The organism is Micromonospora sp. WMMA1996, from assembly GCF_002573675.1.
GTDB classification, from domain to species: Bacteria; Actinomycetota; Actinomycetes; order Mycobacteriales; family Micromonosporaceae; genus Micromonospora; species Micromonospora sediminicola.
The window spans coordinates 156,459-173,332 of sequence record NZ_PDHU01000009.1 but is presented as its reverse complement, the minus strand read 5'-3'; the positions used below and the strand labels follow the sequence as shown (position 1 = coordinate 173,332).

The 16,874-nt window shown below is 74.0% G+C and carries 15 protein-coding genes; 6 read left to right on the top strand and 9 right to left on the bottom strand.

Annotation, left to right across the window (positions count from 1 at the left end):
* The first annotated feature begins 12 nt into the window (after window positions 1-12).
* Window positions 13-1,878, top strand: coding sequence for a translational GTPase TypA (typA, locus tag COO58_RS29375; protein WP_091573382.1), 1,866 nt, complete (start codon window positions 13-15; stop codon window positions 1,876-1,878).
* A gap of 372 nt (window positions 1,879-2,250) precedes the next feature.
* On the opposite strand, the gene COO58_RS29370 is transcribed toward typA, so the two are convergent.
* A complete protein-coding gene (locus COO58_RS29370; protein WP_098748137.1) occupies window positions 2,251-2,916 on the bottom strand; it encodes a class I SAM-dependent methyltransferase in 666 nt (221 codons plus the stop codon).
* Window positions 2,917-2,987: 71 nt separating this feature from the next.
* Here COO58_RS29370 and COO58_RS29365 point away from each other — a divergent pair, with 71 nt between their 5' ends.
* On the top strand, window positions 2,988-3,854 hold the full coding sequence (locus COO58_RS29365) for a serine hydrolase (RefSeq protein WP_098748135.1): 867 nt from the start codon (window positions 2,988-2,990) through the stop codon (window positions 3,852-3,854).
* 4 nt (window positions 3,855-3,858) lie between these two features.
* Here the strand turns inward: COO58_RS29365 and COO58_RS29360 are convergent, their stop codons facing one another.
* Complete coding sequence (locus COO58_RS29360) at window positions 3,859-4,656, bottom strand: tyrosine-protein phosphatase (RefSeq protein WP_098748134.1); 798 nt, start codon at window positions 4,654-4,656, stop codon at window positions 3,859-3,861.
* 44 nt (window positions 4,657-4,700) lie between these two features.
* On the opposite strand from COO58_RS29360, the gene COO58_RS29355 reads away from it, so the two are divergent.
* Both COO58_RS29355 and COO58_RS29350 read left to right on the top strand, forming a co-directional pair.
* Entirely contained in the window at window positions 4,701-5,798 is a 1,098-nt protein-coding gene (locus tag COO58_RS29355) for a mandelate racemase/muconate lactonizing enzyme family protein (RefSeq protein ID WP_098748132.1), read from the top strand.
* A 56-nt stretch (window positions 5,799-5,854) separates the two neighbouring features.
* Window positions 5,855-6,772 carry an NlpC/P60 family protein gene (locus COO58_RS29350; RefSeq protein WP_091573377.1) on the top strand — a complete coding sequence of 306 codons (918 nt, stop codon included), beginning with the start codon at window positions 5,855-5,857 and terminating at the stop codon, window positions 6,770-6,772.
* 60 nt (window positions 6,773-6,832) lie between these two features.
* Here the strand turns inward: COO58_RS29350 and COO58_RS29345 are convergent, their stop codons facing one another.
* The 3 genes from COO58_RS29345 to pnuC all read right to left on the bottom strand — a co-directional run bounded on the left by COO58_RS29345 (window position 6,833) and on the right by pnuC (window position 10,078).
* On the bottom strand, window positions 6,833-7,831 hold the full coding sequence (locus tag COO58_RS29345) for a TerC family protein (protein WP_091573376.1): 999 nt from the start codon (window positions 7,829-7,831) through the stop codon (window positions 6,833-6,835).
* Between the two features lie 511 nt (window positions 7,832-8,342).
* Window positions 8,343-9,428 (bottom strand): AAA family ATPase, encoded by a 1,086-nt coding sequence (locus COO58_RS29340; protein ID WP_255292814.1) that lies wholly within the window; start codon window positions 9,426-9,428, stop codon window positions 8,343-8,345.
* Entirely contained in the window at window positions 9,425-10,078 is a 654-nt protein-coding gene (pnuC, locus tag COO58_RS29335; protein WP_098748131.1) for a nicotinamide riboside transporter PnuC, read from the bottom strand. Before pnuC ends, COO58_RS29340 begins: the two co-directional genes overlap by 4 nt.
* Window positions 10,079-10,176: 98 nt before the next feature.
* On the opposite strand from pnuC, the gene COO58_RS29330 reads away from it, so the two are divergent.
* On the top strand, window positions 10,177-10,470 hold the full coding sequence (locus tag COO58_RS29330; protein WP_091573374.1) for an antibiotic biosynthesis monooxygenase: 294 nt from the start codon (window positions 10,177-10,179) through the stop codon (window positions 10,468-10,470).
* A gap of 90 nt (window positions 10,471-10,560) precedes the next feature.
* On the opposite strand, the gene COO58_RS29325 is transcribed toward COO58_RS29330, so the two are convergent.
* The 4 genes from COO58_RS29325 to uvrB form a co-directional block, all read right to left on the bottom strand.
* Entirely contained in the window at window positions 10,561-11,460 is a 900-nt protein-coding gene (locus tag COO58_RS29325; RefSeq protein ID WP_091573373.1) for a DUF5753 domain-containing protein, read from the bottom strand.
* An 84-nt stretch (window positions 11,461-11,544) separates the two neighbouring features.
* Window positions 11,545-11,913: a VOC family protein gene (locus COO58_RS29320; RefSeq protein ID WP_091573372.1), complete on the bottom strand. Its 369-nt coding sequence runs from the start codon at window positions 11,911-11,913 to the stop codon at window positions 11,545-11,547.
* 25 nt (window positions 11,914-11,938) lie between these two features.
* On the bottom strand, window positions 11,939-12,772 hold the full coding sequence (locus COO58_RS29315; RefSeq protein WP_091573371.1) for an AraC family transcriptional regulator: 834 nt from the start codon (window positions 12,770-12,772) through the stop codon (window positions 11,939-11,941).
* A 28-nt stretch (window positions 12,773-12,800) separates the two neighbouring features.
* Window positions 12,801-14,912: an excinuclease ABC subunit UvrB gene (gene uvrB / locus COO58_RS29310; protein WP_091573370.1), complete on the bottom strand. Its 2,112-nt coding sequence runs from the start codon at window positions 14,910-14,912 to the stop codon at window positions 12,801-12,803.
* 441 nt (window positions 14,913-15,353) lie between these two features.
* Here uvrB and COO58_RS29305 point away from each other — a divergent pair, with 441 nt between their 5' ends.
* Complete coding sequence (locus tag COO58_RS29305; RefSeq protein ID WP_255292813.1) at window positions 15,354-16,856, top strand: hypothetical protein; 1,503 nt, start codon at window positions 15,354-15,356, stop codon at window positions 16,854-16,856.
* Window positions 16,857-16,874: the final 18 nt, after the last annotated feature.

Genomic DNA, 16,874 nt, shown 5'->3' with positions numbered 1-16,874 from the left:
AGTATGGAGGGTATGCAGCTACGCACCGACCTCCGCAACGTCGCCATCATCGCCCACGTCGACCACGGCAAGACGACCCTGGTCGACGCCATGTTGCGGCAGGCCGGCGCCTACGGCGCCCGTGGTGAGGACACCGAGCGGGTCATGGACTCGATGGACCTCGAGCGGGAGAAGGGCATCACCATCCTCGCCAAGAACACCGGCGTGCGGTACCTGCCGGCGGACGGCGACCCGGTCACCATCAACATCATCGACACCCCCGGTCACGCCGACTTCGGTGGTGAGGTCGAGCGCGGCCTGACCATGGTCGACGGCGTGGTGCTGCTGGTGGACGCCAGCGAGGGCCCGCTGCCGCAGACCCGGTTCGTGCTCCGCAAGGCGCTGCGCGCCCGGCTGCCGATCATCCTGGTGATCAACAAGGTGGACCGCCCCGACGCCCGGATCAAGGAGGTCGTGGACGACACCTACGAGCTCTTCCTCGACCTGGACGCCGACGAGGAGCAGATCGACTTCCCGATCGTCTACGCCTGCGCCCGCGACGGCATCGCCTCGCTCACCCAGCCGGCCGACGGCGCCGTGCCGGACGACAGCAGCAACCTGGAGCCGCTGTTCCGCACCCTGCTGGACACCATCCCGGCGCCGGCGTACGAGGAGGACGCGCCGCTCCAGGCGCACGTCACCAACCTCGACGCGTCGCCGTTCCTGGGCCGGCTCGCGCTGTGCCGGGTCCGCCAGGGCACGATCAGCAAGGGCCAGACCGTGGCCTGGTGCCGCACCGACGGCAGCACCCAGCGGGTCCGCATCTCCGAGCTGCTGATGACCGAGGGCCTGGAGCGCAAGCCGGCCGAGTCGGCCGGACCGGGCGACATCATCGCCGTCGCCGGCATCCCCGAGATCATGATCGGGGAGACGCTGGCCGACGCCGAGAACCCGATCCCGCTGCCGCTGATCACCGTCGACGAGCCGGCCATCTCGATGACCATCGGCACCAACACCTCGCCGCTGGTCGGCCGGGTGAAGGGCTCCAAGGTCACCGCCCGGATGGTCAAGGACCGGCTCGACAAGGAGCTGATCGGCAACGTCTCGCTGCGGGTGCTGCCCACCGAGCGGCCGGACGCCTGGGAGGTGCAGGGCCGTGGTGAGCTGGCGCTGGCCATCCTGGTCGAGCAGATGCGCCGCGAGTCCTACGAGCTGACCGTCGGCAAGCCGCAGGTCGTCACCAAGGAGATCGACGGCAAGACCTGCGAGCCGGTCGAGCGGCTCACCATCGACGCGCCGGAGGAATACCTGGGCGCGATCACCCAGCTCCTCGCCACCCGCAAGGGCCGGATGGAGCAGTTGGTCAACCACGGCACCGGCTGGATCCGGATGGAGTGGCTGGTCCCAGCGCGCGGCCTGATCGGCTTCCGCACCGAGTTCCTCACCGACACCCGGGGCACCGGCATCCTGCACCACGTCTTCGAGTCCTACGAGCCGTGGTTCGGCGAGCTGCGCACCCGCAACAACGGCTCGCTGGTGGCCGACCGCGCCGGCGCGGTCACCTCGTTCGCCATGATCAACCTGCAGGAGCGCGGCCAGCTCTTCGTCGAGCCGACCACCGAGGTGTACGAGGGCATGATCGTCGGGGAGAACTCCCGCTCCGACGACATGGACGTCAACATCACCAAGGAGAAGAAGCTCACCAACATGCGGGCCTCGACCTCCGACGAGACCGAGAAGCTGATCCCGCCGCGCAAGCTGTCGTTGGAGCAGGCCCTGGAGTTCTGCCGCGAGGACGAGTGCGTCGAGGTCACCCCGACCTCGGTGCGCATCCGCAAGGTGATCCTGGATCAGACGCAGCGGGGCCGGATGGCCGCCCGCCGCAAGCACGCCGGCTGACCCACCCGCCCCACGCCCCACCCGCCCCACGCCCCACCCGGAGCCCGGCCCGCCACCCCGGCGGACCGGGCTCCCCCTTTCCCCGTCACCCCGTCACCCCGTCGATCATGAAGTTGGCGGCGATTTTGGAGATCAACTCTGCCGCCAACCTCATGATCGACGGGGTAGGGGCGAGATCTTGGTACGAAATGGCCGCCATAGGGGCGTTTTCCTTCCAAGATCTCCGCGCGTCTCGATTTGTGGTATCGGCTCTCGGATTGTGGGAGGGAGCGAACCGGCGGGGCGGGGCTGAACGGAAGGGGGTCGCGATGGGGTGCGGGAGGCGGGGACGCGTTCCGCGGTGAAACTCCGGGGGCGCCCGGTTCCTGGCCGTCAGTGGGGTCTGGTGGCGCGCAGGGCCAGGACGTCGGGGATCGGGCCGGAGCCGGACTCCACCACCCGGTCGAGCACCAGGCCGGCGGCGGCGACGGCGGTGAGCAGGTCGGCCAGGGGCAGGTGCCAGGCGCCCACCCGGGCCCGTACCCCGCTCGCGTTCCAGGACCGGGTCGTGCGCTCCCGGGTGGCGTAGCCGCCGTCGATCACGATCCGCTCCGGCTCGGACCGGTCCGCGAAGGCGCCCACGAAGCACGGATGCACCCCGATGTGCACCAGCCGGCCGCCCGGGGCCAGCACCCGGGCCGCCTCCGCGATCGCGGCCGGGTAGTCCGGCACGTCGGTGTGCGCGAGCACGCAGACCACGGCCGGCAGGGCACCGTCGGCCAGCGGCAGGGCGGTGGCGTCGGCACCGGCCACCGGCAGCCGGGAGCGGGCGTGCCGCAGTTGCCCGGTCGACAGGTCCACCCCCACCGGCGACCAGCCGAGCCGGTGCAGCTCGGCCACGTGCGCCCCGGTGCCGCAGCACAGGTCCAGGCACCGCCCGGGGCCGGCGCCCAACAGCTCCGCCAGCACCGATCGGACCCGGTCCATGTAGGCAGCGGAACCGACGGTGGCGTACTCCTCGTACCAGTCCGCGATGTCGTCGTACAGGGCGGTCGTCATGTCCGCACGCTAGCCCCGGACCCGGCCGTGCCGCTGCCCCGCGACCGCCGAAGATCCGCTACGGTCACCCCATGATCTGGGAGGACCTCGACGCGCACCTGGACAAGGTGCCCGGCACCGTCTCCGCGTACGTGGGCCGCCCCGGCGCGCGGCCCACCTGGACCCGGCGGGCCGACACCACCCACTACGCGGCGAGCACCATGAAGGTCGCCGTCCTGGTGGCGCTGCACCGCGCCGCCGAAGCCGGCCGGCTCGACCTGGACGCGCCGCTGCCGGTGCGCAACTCCTTCGACTCCGCGCTGCCCGGCGCGCCCCGCTTCACCAACGCCCGCGACTACGACAACGACGAGGCGGTCTGGGAGCGCGTCGGCGGCGCCGCCCCGCTGCGCTGGCTCGCCGAACGCATGATCATCCGCTCCAGCAACCTGGCCACCAACATCTGCATCGGCCAGGTCGGCCTGCCCGCCGTCGCGCAGGCGTGGGCGCTGGCCGGCGCGCGACACAGCGTCACCGGCCGCGGCATCGAGGACTTCGCGGCCCGCGACGCCGGCATCGACAACCTGGTCACCGCCGCCGACCTGGCCGCCCTCCTCGGCGAGCTGGCGCTGGGCGCGACCCGGCCCGGCCCGCTGGCCTCGCCGGCCGGCTGCGCCGCCATGCTCGACGTGCTCGTCGCCCAGGAACACCGCGAGGACCTGGCCGCCGGCCTGCCCGACGGCACCCGCATCGCACACAAGAACGGTTGGGTACGCGGTGTCCGCCACGGCGCCGGCGTGGTCTTCCCGGACGACGCGCCGCCGTACACCGTGGTGGTGTGCACGACCACCGACCTGGCCGACGGCGGCGCGGACGGCGAGCAGGTCGAGGACGACGCCTGCCGGCTCATCGCGCACGTCTCCGCACGGGTGTGGGACGCCCGGCACGAGCTGGCCGGCTGAGCCCCTACTCCAGCAGGCCCGCCCGCAACCCCGCCCGGACCTCGTCGGTCACGCCCAGCCCGTCACGCAGGTACGCCTCGAACGTGCCGTGCACCCGGCGCACCTCGTCGTAGGCGGCGTCGAGATACTCCGGGCGCACCTCCAGCAGCGGCCGGGCCACCGCCGGGTCCAGGTCCGGCCGACGGCGCGTCATGGCCGTCAGCAGCACCTCGCGCAGGCTCTCGGTCAGCTCGTTGTGCCGCAGGTAGTCGGCCCGGATGGCCGGCTCCGGCACCCCCAGCGCGGTCAGCAGCACCACCGACAGCCAGCCCGTCCGGTCCTTTCCGGCCGAGCAGTGGAACAGCAGCGGCAGGTTCCCACCGTCCGCGGCCAGCCGCACCGCGGCGCCGAACCCGGCCCGGGCCGACTCCCCGGTGACGAACCAGCGGTAGATCGCCGTCATCGCCCCCGGCATGCCCTCGGTGGCCAGCGCCGCGTACGCGTTCAGGTCGTGGCCCTGGAGCACGGCCGAGACGTACGTGAACACCGGGTGCGCCGCGTCGTAGACCGGCAGGTGCACCCGCCGGGGCTCACCCACCAGTCGGTCCGGCGGGGCCACCGCCTGCTCGTCGGCGTCGCGCAGGTCCACCACGCAGGCCACACCGAGCTTGCCCAGCACCGGCAGGTCGTCGTCGGTGAGCCGGCCCAGCGCCGCGGTGCGCAGGAGCCGCCCGGCGCGGACCCGCCGCCCGTCCGTCGTCGGCAACCCGCCCAGGTCGCGGGCGTTCGGCGCGCCCACCAGCTCCCAGTCCCGCCCGGTCATCGGCCCTCCCCTGCTCGCCACCAGTTGCCTATAGGGTGCCCCACATGACGATCGCCGCGGTACGCACCCACCGGCTCTCGGCCCCCTTACACACCCCGTTCGTCACCGCGCTGCGCCGCACCACCACCGTGGAAACCCTGGTCGTCGAGGTGATCGACAGCGACGGTCGCTCGGGTTTCGGCGAGGCCCCGCAGGTGTGGCAGGTCACCGGCGCGTCGGTCGCCGGGGCCGAGGCGTGCGTCCGCGAACTGCTCGCGCCGCTGCTGACCGGCCGCGACGCGGACGACCTCCAGGCCCGGTGCGCGCAGGTGCGCGGGGCCGTGGTGGGCAACGAGTCGGCGAAGGCGGCCGTCGACGTGGCGCTGCACGACCTGGCCGCGCGGCGACTCGGCGTACCCCTGGTGCGGTTGCTCGGCGGCACCGCGCTGCGCGTCCCGACGGACGTCACGCTGGCCGCCGGCGACGCGGTCGACCTGGCCACGGCGGCCGGCCGGCGGCGGGCCGAGGGGTTCACCGTGCTCAAGCTGAAGGTCGGCACCGACGCCCGCGGCGACCTGGACCGGGTCCGTTCGGTGCGCGCCGCCGTCGGCCCGGACGTCCGGATCCGGCTGGACGCCAACCAGGGGTGGACGCCCCGCGAGGCGGTCCGGGTGATCCGCGGCATCGAGGACGCCGGGCTCGACGTCGAGCTGGTCGAGCAGCCGGTGCACCGCCGCGACCTGGACGGGCTGGCCTGGGTCAGCGACCGGGTGGACCTGCCGATCCTCGCCGACGAGTCGGTCTTCGACGTGCGCGACCTGGTCGAGGTGATCCGCCGCCGGGCGGCCGACATGGTCAACGTCAAGCTGGCCAAGTGCGGTGGGCTCCAGCCGGCCCGCACGCTGCTCGACCTGGCCGCCGCGCACGGCATGGGCACGATCGTCGGCTCGATGATGGAGGGTCCGGTCGGCGTGGGCGCGGCCGCCAGCCTGGTCGCCGCGTACGGCACCACGGCTGTGTCGGACCTCGACGCCGCCTGGTGGCTCGCCTGGTCGCCGGTCAGCGGCGGGCTCCGGTACGAGGGCTCGACAGTGCTGCTGCCGGACGCGCCGGGGCTCGGGATCACCGACGTGAGTGAAGCTAAGGTTCAAAGCCGCGGTTGAGTGTCGTTGGAATTTTTCATAGGGTCGCCCGGAGAAGCGTGGGAGGAGGGGTGCACATGGCGCCTCAGCCGGGCCACCAGGCCGTCGTACGGGTCGCGGTGGCGACCCTGTGGACCGCACCCGAGGCGGTCCGCGCGATCGACCGCCCCGCCCTGGCCGACCCACCCGACGTCGCCGCCTGGATCGCCGCGATGGACACCGAGCAGCAGGTCGGCGACTGCGTCCTGACCCAGCTGCTGCTCGGCGAGCAGGTGCTGGTCACCGAGGTCCGGCCGGACGGCTGGGCCCGGGTGGTCGCGCTCGGGCAGCCGGCCGCCAAGCTCGACGTCCGCGGCTACCCGGGCTGGCTGCGCACCGCCCACCTCGCCGGGCCGGCCGACGCCGCGCCGTCCGCCGGCACGCTGGTGGTCGACGTCGTCCGCACCGCGCTGCGCGCCGCCCCGGACGGCCCGCCGGCGCTTCCCGGCGTGGTCCTCGGCACCCACCTCGCCTCGGCCGGGCGACCGGTGGACGGCTGGCGGCCGGTCCGCGCGCCCGGCGGGGTCGACCCGCTCTGGGCGCCGGAGGGCGACCTGGTGCCGCTGCCCGGCGAACGGCCGGAGGCCAAGGAGGTGCTCGCGGTCGCCGAACGGCTGCGGGACCTCGTCTACGTCTGGGGCGGCCTGTCCACCGACGGCATCGACTGCTCCGGCCTGGTGCACCTGGCCTGGCGGCGGTACGGGACCACCCTCCCCCGGGACGCCGACGACCAGGCCGAGGCCACCACGCCGCTGGCGTTGGACGACGAGCGTCCGGGCGATCTCTACTTCTTCGCCCGCCCCGGCCGGCGCATCCACCACGTCGGCATCGTCTCGGCCGAGCCGCACGACGGCCGGCGCCGGATGCTGCACGCCTGCTACCGCACCCGCCGGGTGATCGAGGAGGAGCTGCCGGAGGCCCGGGTCGCCACCCTCGTCGGCGCCCACCGGGTCTGACCGGGCAGACGGATCAGGGGCGCCCCCGACCGGCGGGGACGCCCCTGACGTACGTACCGGTCAGCTACGCGCCTCGGCCAGCTCGCGCCGCCGGTCGCGGGACGACTTGACCAGGCTGGCCACCGTGGCGACGGCCAGCGTGCCGAGGATGACGGTCAGCGACAGCCAGATCGGGATGTGCGGCGCCCAGGCCACGTGCTCACCGCCGTTGATGAACGGCAGGTTGTTGTCGGCCAGCGCCTCCAGGACCAGCTTGACGCCGATGAAACCGAGCACCACGGCCAGCCCGTAGCTGAGGTAGATGAGCCGGTCGAGCAGCCCGCCGAGCAGGAAGTAGAGCTGCCGCAGCCCCATCAGCGCGAAGACGTTGGCGGTGAAGACGAGGTAGGGCTCCTGGGTGATGCCGAAGATCGCCGGGATCGAGTCGAGCGCGAAGATCAGGTCGGTGGTGCCGATCGCGATCATCACGATCAGCATCGGGGTGAACAGTCGCCGCCCGTTCTCCCGGGTGGTCATCCGCGCCCCGTCGAAGTCCCGGGACAGCGGCAACGCCTTGCGGCTCCACCGGATCAGCAGGTTCTCGCTGAACTCGTCCTCGTCCGGCTCGCCCTGCCGGGCCAGGTTGACCGCCGTGTAGATGAGGAAGGCGCCGAAGATGTAGAACACCCAGGAGAACTGGGAGATCAACGCGGCGCCGGCGGCGATGAAACCGCCGCGCATGACCAGCGCCAGCAGGATGCCGATGAGCAGCACCTTCTGCTGGTACTGCCGGGGCACACCGAAGCGGGCCATGATGATCACGAAGACGAAGAGGTTGTCCACCGAGAGGCTGTACTCGGTGAGCCAGCCGGTGTAGAACTGGCCGGCGATGCTCGCCCCGGAGGTCGCCCAGAGCACCGCGCCGAAGACCAGGGCCAGCGCCACGTAGAAGCCGACCCAGAGGCTCGACTCCCGGACGCTGGGCTCGTGCGGGCGGCGACCGATGATGAACAGGTCGGCGAGCAGGACCGCGATCATCGCGGTCAGGGTTACCGCCCACACCAATGCGGACACGTTCAAATCCATCCTCCGGCAGACACGCAGCGTCGGGCACACCGTACGCCGGGTGTGGGGCCGGGGTGCGTCGACGCTGACTCTGGTGACTGTCGGAGGTCTCTTCCGCCGGGGCCTGGTGGTCCCGACCGACGGAGCCGGGTCGAACCACCGGGGGTGCCGGCGCTCTTCCGTGCTGACGACTCCGTCGCGGGGGAATACTCCCCTCCTCGGCCGCCATTGTTCACCATCACCCCCGGGTGCCGCATCTCCGGGCGTCCGAACGCCGCCGGCACGTGCGCAGGCTCACGTCGCGCACGGCGTCCTAGGAGGCTAGGTGAGGGTCTGGAGGCGGCCCTTCGGGCGTGCCGCCGGGAGCCGAGCCGAACAGTCGAGAGCGATACACCGCTGAGGCATAAAGATGACCCAGCGGTATATCGCCCGTCGCGAACCCATCGGTCGGAAGCACCTCGCGGGCCGATGTCCGGCGGCCCACCGGGACACGAGCAGGGCGGGCGCGCCAGTGGAGCAGGAGCCGTCAGGGGCGCGCGGGCAGCACCGGATCGGTGAACGACCAGCCGGCGGCGAGCAGCGCGTCGCATGCGGTCACGGCCGTGGCCAGCCGCTCCTCGTGCCCGCCGCGCAGCTCGACCACCGGCACCCCGCACCCGGCCAGCTCGGCCCGGAACCGCCCGGTCATCCACGCCCGCAGGTGCTCCCCGTCGCGCAGGCCGTCGTCGTCGAACGGCACCCCGGCGTCGTCGGTGAGCAGGTACAGCGCCGGACGGCGGGCGGCGGCCCGGACCTCGGCCGAGGACGACCCCAGGTAGCGCTCCTCCCAGATCGCGGTGGCCCGGGCGTCGGTGTCGCAGAACAGCAGCGGACCGCTGAGCCGGGCCGCCGCGTCCTCGGCGGCCTGCTGCTCGCGGACCACCTCGACGAAGTCGTCCCGGTCCCAGCTCACGTCGACGACCGTCGCCGCCGGGCGGGACCGGCGCAGCGCGGCGAGCTTGCGCTCGGTCAGCTCGCGGCCGTACTCCGGCACCCAGGCGGTCCGGTAGTGGGCGGCCAGCGCCCGCGCCATGGTCGTGGTGCCGGTGGACTCGGCGCCGACCACCACCACCCGGCGGACCAGCCACGCCCGCACCGGCGGGCTCAGCCACCGCCAGTGCGCCGCCGGGTCCGCGCGCACCGCGGTGCCGGACACCGGTACGGCCCGACGCCCCGGGTCCACGGCGACCGCGACCGCGTCGAACCGGCGGGCCAGTTCCTCGCCGTACGCCTCGGAGGAGAAGACGGCGTCCACCGGCTCGCCGCCGAGCGCGTCGGCGAACACCGCGCAGTGCAGGTCCCAGACCGCCGGGTCCGCGTAGTCGACGGGGTGGTCGTCGTACCGGCCGACGAAGCGCACCCACGGCGTGTCGGCGTGGGTCTCGCGCAGCCAGGCCAACCTCAGCTCCAGCGGGATCGACTCCCGGCGGGACGGCGCCACCACCACGGTCACCGCGGCGCAGCGGGCGGCGGCCGCCTCGACCAGCGCGTGGTGCCCGGCGTGCGGCGGATAGAACTTGCCCACCACCAGGCCGTGCCGGGACGGCCGTCGGTCGCCCGCGGGCCCGCTCACGCGGCCACCGGCGCCGGGCCGGGTGGCACCGGCGTGGCCGCCGCACGTCGCCGCAGGTCCGCCCGCCAGGCCCGCAACCCCACCACGCAGAGCGCCAGGAAGATCAGGTACAGGCCGCCGGTCAGCCACAGTCCCTTGTACGCGTAGAGCGGGATGTAGATGAGGTCGGCGGCGATCCACAGCCACCAGCTCTCCACCAGCTTGCGGGTCTGACCGTAGGTGGCCAGCAGCGACAGCGCCGTGGTGACCGCGTCGGCGAGCGGGACGGTGGAGTCGGTGGCCCGGTCCAGCAGCACCCACAGGCCGGCGGTGAGCAGCACCCCGGCCGCGCCCAGCGCCCACCACTCCCGCCGCCGCGTGCGGGTGACCGTCAACCGGCTGCGCCGCTCGCCGCCGACCAGCCAGTGCCACCAGCCGTAGACACCGAGCGCCACGTAGACGAGCTGGAGGCCGGCGTCGGCGTACAGGCCGGCGGTCCAGAACAGCACCATCAGCAGCAGCACGTTCGCGATGCCGACCGGCCAGTTCGCGATGTGCTGGCGGGTCACCAGCCAGACGTTCACCACGCCGGTGACGAAGCCGAGCAGCTCGGCCCAGGTGGTGCCCGCGCCCAGGACGGTGAACGCGCTGCCGGTGAGCCAGTCGAGCATGTGTCCTCCCCCGCCGCCGGCGCCGCCATGGAGGGATGCGGCCCGCCGGAGCGCCCCCGGAGCGTACCGGTGGGCGCCCGGCATGAAAGGCTGCGGTCATGGTTCTTGAGGTCGCGCTGATCGACGTGACGCCCGGAAACGAGGACGACTTCGCCGCCGCCTACGCGAAGGCCCGTCCGGTCCTCGCCGGCGCCGAGGGGTGCCGCTCCGTGCGGATGACCCGCGGGGTGGAGTCCCCCACCCGGTTCGTGCTGCTGGTCGAGTGGGACTCGGTCGAGGCGCACGACGTGAACTTCCGGCAGACCGAGCGGTTCGCGCAGTGGCGGGGGCTGATCGGCCCGTACTTCGCCGGCCCGCCGTTGGTCGAGCACTTCGTCGACGTGCCGGCCTGATCTGTCGTACCCCTCACATAGCCTGCGCGCGACGCGCGGCCACCGGTCCCGACGGGCATCGGGGGCGCCGGGCCCGGTGGACGCGCGGCGTCACTCCAGCTCGTGCGGGTCCCGGGGCCGGGGTACCGGCGCGGCCCCGAGCCGGCGGGCCAGCAGCTCGACCGTCGCCTCCTCGGTCAGCGCCGCCGCGAGCAGCCGCTCGATCACCTGCTCGTAGCGGGCCACGTCGGTCTCCGCGACCAGGCGCAGGTCCGTGGTGAGCGTCTCCACCAGCACCGTGCGCGGGTCGGCCGGGTCGGGATAGGCGTAGTAGGAGAAGGGCGCCAGCGGGTGCAGGTCGTCGCCGGGCGAAGCGCCGCGCGGCAGCACGCGGACGGTGACGTGCGGCCGCTCGGCCAGCGTCAGCAGGTGCCGCAGCTGGTCCCGCCACACGTCGGCCGGCAGACCGCCCGGGTCGCAGGCCCGCTCGTCGATCAGCGCGGTGTAGTGCGGCGGGTCCGACCGCACCAGCAGCTCCTGGCGCACCGCCCGGGCGCGGACGTCGGCCTCCACGTCCACGCCGTCGGCGAGCAGCGCGCCGGCGGTCACCCGCAGCCGGGCGTACGCCGGGGTCTGCAACAGCCCGGGCACGAGCGCCGGCTGGTACTCGACGATGCGCTCGGCGCCCGCCTCCAGCTCGGCGTACGCCCGCTGCCGCTCACCCATCTCGCCCAACGCCTTGGACCAGCCGCGGCCGGTGGCGGCGTCGCGGGCGATGACGATCAGCTCGTCGCGCTGGTGCGCTGGCACCGCGTAGACGTCGAGCAGGTCGAGGACGTCGGCCAGATCGGGCCGGCTCTGGCCCAGCTCGATGCGGGACAGCTTCGATGTGGACGCCCAGCCGAGCCGGGCGCACACCTGCTCCAGCGTCATCGACTCACGCCGACGCAGCCGGCGCAGCTCGACGCCGAGCCGCACCCTCCGGACGACAGGACTTGCTGACAACGGCATGCGCGCCTCCCAGGGTGGGAGCGTACGCATGACCATCACACACGGCAATACCTCGCTCGCGCAGAGCTACCGGGCGGGACGCGGTCAGGGACGGTAGGTGCCGAAGGACCAGACCACGCCGGCCACGTCGCGGGCGGCGTAGTCGCGGGAGCCGTAGTCGGTGTCGAACGGCGCCCGGACGATCTCCGCGCCGGCGGCGCGGGCCCGCTCGTGGTGCGCGTCGACGTCGTCGACCGCCACGTAGACGCGGTAGTCGTCGTCGGCCGGCCGGCTCGCCGGCGCGGGCCCCGGCCCGACCATGACCAGGTCGTCGCCGTGACCGAGTTGGGCATGGCGGATCGTGCCGTCGGGCCCCTCGTGCAGCTCGTGGACGGTGAGCCCGAACGCCGACCGGAGGAAGTCGACGCCGGCGCGGACGTCGGGATAGCGCAGGACCGGATAGATGCTTCGCATGCTGGTCAGTCTGCCGCCCGCCGGGTCAGCCGGGATTGGACGAATGCGATCCGGCCCGGACCAGCGCCGCGGGCGTGGCGCCGGCGAACTCCTGGAACTCCCGGATCAGGTGCGACTGGTCGTAGTAGCCCCACCGGGCCGCCCGCTCCGCCCACCCCGCCCCGTGCGGACCGGCGGCCGGCGCCGCGCACAGGGTGCGGCCCAGGCTGGCGTACGCGCGCTCGAAGCGCAGGAGCCGGGCGACGGTCTTCGGCGGCAACCCGAACTCCTGCCGGAACCGCACCGCCAGATGGCGACGCGACCAGTCGACCTCGTCGGCCAGAGCGCCGACGCTCACCGCTCCCCCGGTGCGGTCGAGTCGCCGCCAGGCCCTCAGCAGGCGACCGTCGACCGGATCGGTGGCCGCCAGCCGCGCGGCGAGGGCGGCGTCGAGCCGGGCGAAACGCGCCGGCCAGGCCGCCTCGGCGGCCAGCTCGTCGCGGAGCCGGACCAGCCAGCCGCCGACCCCGTCGACCGGGACCGCCCGGTTGGCCAGCTCACCCAGGGGCACGCCGAGGAACCGCCGGGCGGCCGGCGCGCTCAGCACCACCTGCACGCCCGCGCCGGTCCCGGTGGTGCGGGTGACGCACCAGCCGTCGAACGGGCCGGCCAGGAAGGCGCTGCCGGAGACCCCCCGACCGACGGCGCGCGGGTCGGCGACGTCGAGCGGGTCGGCCCAGCCGAGGATCAGCACCACGAAGGCGCCCGCGACCTCCCGGCGCACCAGCGGGGTGGACGCGACCTCCCGGTAGCCGAGGTAGCGGTCGACCCACGGACACAGCCGGGGATCGGGCAACCCGACGACGGCCTCGGTCAGCATCGCACCCCTCCCCGCGCCGGCGCGCCGGTCACCGCACCCCGGCGGCGTCCATCCCGCGCAACTCCTTCTTGAGGTCGGAGACCTCGTCCCGGATCCGCGCGGCCAACTCGAACTGCAGCTCCCGCGCGGCCGCGAGCATCTGGTCGTTGAGCTCCTGGATGAGGTTGGCCAGGTCGGCCCGGGCCATGCCCTCGCGCGACGGGGTCGCCGCACCGCCCCGGCCCCCACGGCTGCGCGTCTCCTTCACCGGCGCCTTGCCCCGGGACAGCTGCCGGGCGGCCCCGCCGACCGTGGCGTTCTCGGTGTCCTCCGCCTCGCGGTAGATGTCGTCGAGGATGTCGTGGATCTTCTTGCGCAGCGGCTCCGGGCTGATCCCGTGGGCCTCGTTGTGCGCGATCTGCTTGGCCCGGCGGCGGTTGGTCTCGTCGATCGCGTTCGCCATCGACGGGGTGATCTTGTCGGCGTACATGTGGACCTGACCGGAGACGTTACGGGCCGCGCGGCCGATCGTCTGGATCAGCGACCGGCCGCTGCGCAGGAACCCCTCCTTGTCGGCGTCGAGGATCGCCACCAGGGAGACCTCGGGCAGGTCGAGGCCCTCCCGGAGCAGGTTGATGCCGACCAGCACGTCGTAGTCGCCCTTGCGCAGCTCGCGCAGCAGCTCGACCCGGCGCAGCGTGTCGACCTCGGAGTGCAGGTAACGCACCCGGATGCCGTTCTCCAGCAGGTAGTCGGAGAGGTCCTCGGCCATCTTCTTGGTCAGCGTGGTGACCAGCACCCGCTCGTCGCGCTCGGTGCGCAGCTTGATCTCGTGCATGAGGTCGTCGATCTGCCCCTTGGTGGGCTTGACCACCACCTCGGGGTCGATCAGGCCGGTGGGCCGGATCACCTGCTCGACGAACTCGCCCTGGGCCTGCTCCAGCTCCCACGGGCCGGGGGTGGCGGAGAGGAAGACCGACTGGCCCACCCGCTCCAGGTATTCGTCGAACCGCAGCGGCCGGTTGTCAGCGGCGCTGGGCAGCCGGAAGCCGTGGTCGATCAGCATCCGCTTGCGGGAGGCGTCGCCCTCGTACATCCCGCCGATCTGCGGGATGGTCACGTGCGACTCGTCGACCACGGTGAGGAAGTCGTCGGGGAAGTAGTCGAGCAGGCAGTGCGGCGGGCTGCCGGGCAGCCGGCCGTCCATGTGCATCGAGTAGTTCTCGATGCCGGAGCAGAAGCCGACCTGGCGCATCATCTCGATGTCGTAGGTGGTGCGCATGCGCAGCCGCTGCGCCTCCAGCAGCTTGCCCTGGCGCTCCAGCTCGGCCAGCCGCTCGGCCAGCTCGGCCTCGATGTCGCGGATGGCCCGCTCCATCCGCTCCGGACCGGCCGCGTAGTGCGTCGCCGGGAAGATCACCAGGCTGTCCACCTCACGGACCACGTCACCGGTCAACGGGTTGAGGTAGTAGAGCTTCTCGATCTCGTCGCCGAACAGCTCGATCCGGACGGCCAGCTCCTCGTAGGCCGGGATGATCTCCAGCGTGTCGCCGCGGACCCGGAAGGTGCCGCGCTGGAAGGCCATGTCGTTGCGCGTGTACTGGATGTCGACCAGCCGGCGCAGCAGCTGGTCGCGGTCGAGCTCCTGGCCCACCTTGGCCCGCACCGCGCGGTCGAGGTATTCCTCCGGCGTGCCCAGGCCGTAGATCGCCGAGACGGTGGCGACGACGATGACGTCGCGCCGGGTGAGCAGCGACATGGTCGCCGAGTGCCGCAGCCGCTCGACCTCCTCGTTGATCGAGGAGTCCTTCTCGATGTAGGTGTCGGTCTGCGGGATGTAGGCCTCGGGCTGGTAGTAGTCGTAGTAGGAGACGAAGTATTCGACCGCGTTGTGCGGCAGCAGCTCGCCGAACTCCTTGGCGAGCTGGGCGGCGAGGGTCTTGTTCGGGGCGAGCACCAGGGTGGGCCGCTGCAGCCGCTCGACCAGCCACGCCGTGGTGGCGCTCTTGCCGGTGCCGGTCGCGCCGAGCAGCACCGTGTTGCGGTCGCCGCGGCGCACCCGACGCTCAAGGTCGTCGATGGCTGCCGGCTGGTCGCCGGCCGGCTGGAACTCGCTGACGACCTGGAAGCGGCCGTCGAGCCGGGGAATGTCGAGCGCCATGACACCAACCGTACGCCCGCGGTCCGACACTTCCCCGACGACCACGGACCGTCCCTGATCGGCTTCGATATTCCCATTGTGTGGCTCATCTCACCGGTCTACCCTCGTACCGTAGGCCGCTCGCGGCGGCCGCCCGGGCCGGTGGCCGCCCCCTCCGGGGGCCCGGCCGCCCCCGGCGCCAGGGCCGCAGCACCCGGGACGACCGGCGTGCGCGCCCACGGTGGTCGCGCCGACGGCGCTGACCGGCCGCCGCGAGCGCCCCTGCTCGTCACCGAAACCCCACCGCCGCGTTCTCCACGTGTGGAGACCTCTCCCGAGCGCCGGCCGCGAGGCGATCACACCCCGGACACCGGCGTGCCCACCCCGGCCGCGGAACCGGGCCGGCCGCGCACCGAGAGAGCCCCCCACCGGCCCACCGCGCGCGGCGGCGGCGACCAGGCCGTGCCACGCGAGCCGGGCCGGGGGCACCGGCGCGGCCGGACCAACGCCCCGGCGCGGCCGGCCACGGTCGCCGGTCGCCGTCGGCGGACCGACGCCGGCGCCGGCCGGTTGTCGGCCCGGTCCACCGGCCTCGGCGACGACCCGGAGACGGACGGCAGGGCCGACCCGCCCGATCCGCCGGGCCGGCGGCGCGTCGCGTTGGCCGCGCTCGTGGCGGCCGCCGCGGCCTCCGCGGCCGTCCTCGTCGCCGGCCTGCCGGGCGGCCCGCCGGAGCCGGCCGACCGACCCGGGGCGACGCGCGCGCTGAGCGCGGACGAGACCGATCGGGTGGCCGCGCTGCGGGTCGGCAACCTGCGGGACGTCCGCGCCGGCGTGCGGATCGCCGTCGGCGCCGGCGGCGACCGCGTCGAACTGCTCGGCTGGGTCGACTGGGCCCGGCCGCTGGTCTACCTGGACGTCGGCGGTCCCGGCGCGGGCGCCGACCGCGGGCTGGCCCAGGCCACCGCGTCGACGCTGCTGGTCCGCCCCGACCCGAGCGCGCTGCCCACACCCGCGCGCCCGCCGCTGGTCCCGCCGGTCGACCGCTGGCGACTGCGCGAGCCGCCCGCCGGGCGGGGCCTGGCGGCCGTACGCGACCTCCTGCTCTCACTCGGTGCGGACCGGGTCGACACGGCCGGATCGGACGGTCGCTGGCTGCGCCGGGAGACCCTCGGGGGCGTGCCGGTGGACGTGGTCCAGGCCCCGCTGGCCGGCGGCGCCACGCCGTCGGGCGGCCCCGCGCCGACGCTCTGGATCGACCCGGACGCCCGCCTGCACCGGCTGACCGGCCGGCTGCCCGACGGCGCCCCCGTCACCGTCGACCTGGTTCGCGCCGACCGACCCACCCTGCGCCCGGTGGACGCGCTCGGCGGGCCGCCCGGGCAGCCCCGGGCGCTCACCGACGACGAGGCCGACCGGCTGGCCCGGCTGCCCGCCCGGCTGCGTGCCGCCGGTGGCGCGGCGGTGACCGTGGCCGCCCCGCTCGGCCCGTCCGCCAACCTGGGCGGCAACGGCACGCTGAGCTGGGCGGCGCCGTCGGCCTACCTGGCGGTGACCGACGAGGACACCGGCCGCCGCTCGCTGCGGTGGATCCGGCCGGGGCGGGTGGCACAGACACCCGGGTCTCCCGACGGTCCGGGCACGCCGCCGACGCCGGTGCCGACCGGGCTGCTCACGGCCACCGCCCGGCCGGCCGCCGACGACCTGGACCGGCTGGTCGACGCCACGCTGCGGGCCACGACCCGGGCACCCGCCGCGGCGGCGGTCCGGATCCGCGAGGACCGGCTGGCCGGCCGCGTGGTGGACGTCGTCGAGGTCCCGGGCGGCCGGCGCTGGTGGCTCGACCGGGGCGGGCTGCCGCGCCGGGTGGAGCTGCGTACCGGCCGGGGCGTCTGGGTCCGGCTCGACCTCACCCCCGGACGGAGACCGGGCGCCGGCCCGACGGCCGCGCCGTCCGCACGCTGATCGCCCACGGCGGGACAG

What these genes read in the sequence shown, in the direction of transcription:
- COO58_RS29360 (WP_098748134.1), bottom strand. Translation starts at nt 4,656, where the DNA reads ATGACCGGGCGGGACTGGGAGCTGGTGGGCGCGCCGAACGCCCGCGAC.
- COO58_RS29315 (WP_091573371.1), bottom strand. Translation starts at nt 12,772, where the DNA reads ATGCTGACCGAGGCCGTCGTCGGGTTGCCCGATCCCCGGCTGTGTCCG.
- COO58_RS29365 (WP_098748135.1), top strand. Translation starts at nt 2,988, where the DNA reads ATGATCTGGGAGGACCTCGACGCGCACCTGGACAAGGTGCCCGGCACC.
- pnuC (WP_098748131.1), bottom strand. Translation starts at nt 10,078, where the DNA reads ATGCTCGACTGGCTCACCGGCAGCGCGTTCACCGTCCTGGGCGCGGGC.
- uvrB (WP_091573370.1), bottom strand. Translation starts at nt 14,912, where the DNA reads ATGGCGCTCGACATTCCCCGGCTCGACGGCCGCTTCCAGGTCGTCAGC.
- COO58_RS29320 (WP_091573372.1), bottom strand. Translation starts at nt 11,913, where the DNA reads ATGCGAAGCATCTATCCGGTCCTGCGCTATCCCGACGTCCGCGCCGGC.
- typA (WP_091573382.1), top strand. Translation starts at nt 13, where the DNA reads ATGCAGCTACGCACCGACCTCCGCAACGTCGCCATCATCGCCCACGTC.
- COO58_RS29325 (WP_091573373.1), bottom strand. Translation starts at nt 11,460, where the DNA reads ATGCCGTTGTCAGCAAGTCCTGTCGTCCGGAGGGTGCGGCTCGGCGTC.
- COO58_RS29370 (WP_098748137.1), bottom strand. Translation starts at nt 2,916, where the DNA reads ATGACGACCGCCCTGTACGACGACATCGCGGACTGGTACGAGGAGTAC.
- COO58_RS29355 (WP_098748132.1), top strand. Translation starts at nt 4,701, where the DNA reads ATGACGATCGCCGCGGTACGCACCCACCGGCTCTCGGCCCCCTTACAC.
- COO58_RS29350 (WP_091573377.1), top strand. Translation starts at nt 5,855, where the DNA reads ATGGCGCCTCAGCCGGGCCACCAGGCCGTCGTACGGGTCGCGGTGGCG.
- COO58_RS29330 (WP_091573374.1), top strand. Translation starts at nt 10,177, where the DNA reads ATGGTTCTTGAGGTCGCGCTGATCGACGTGACGCCCGGAAACGAGGAC.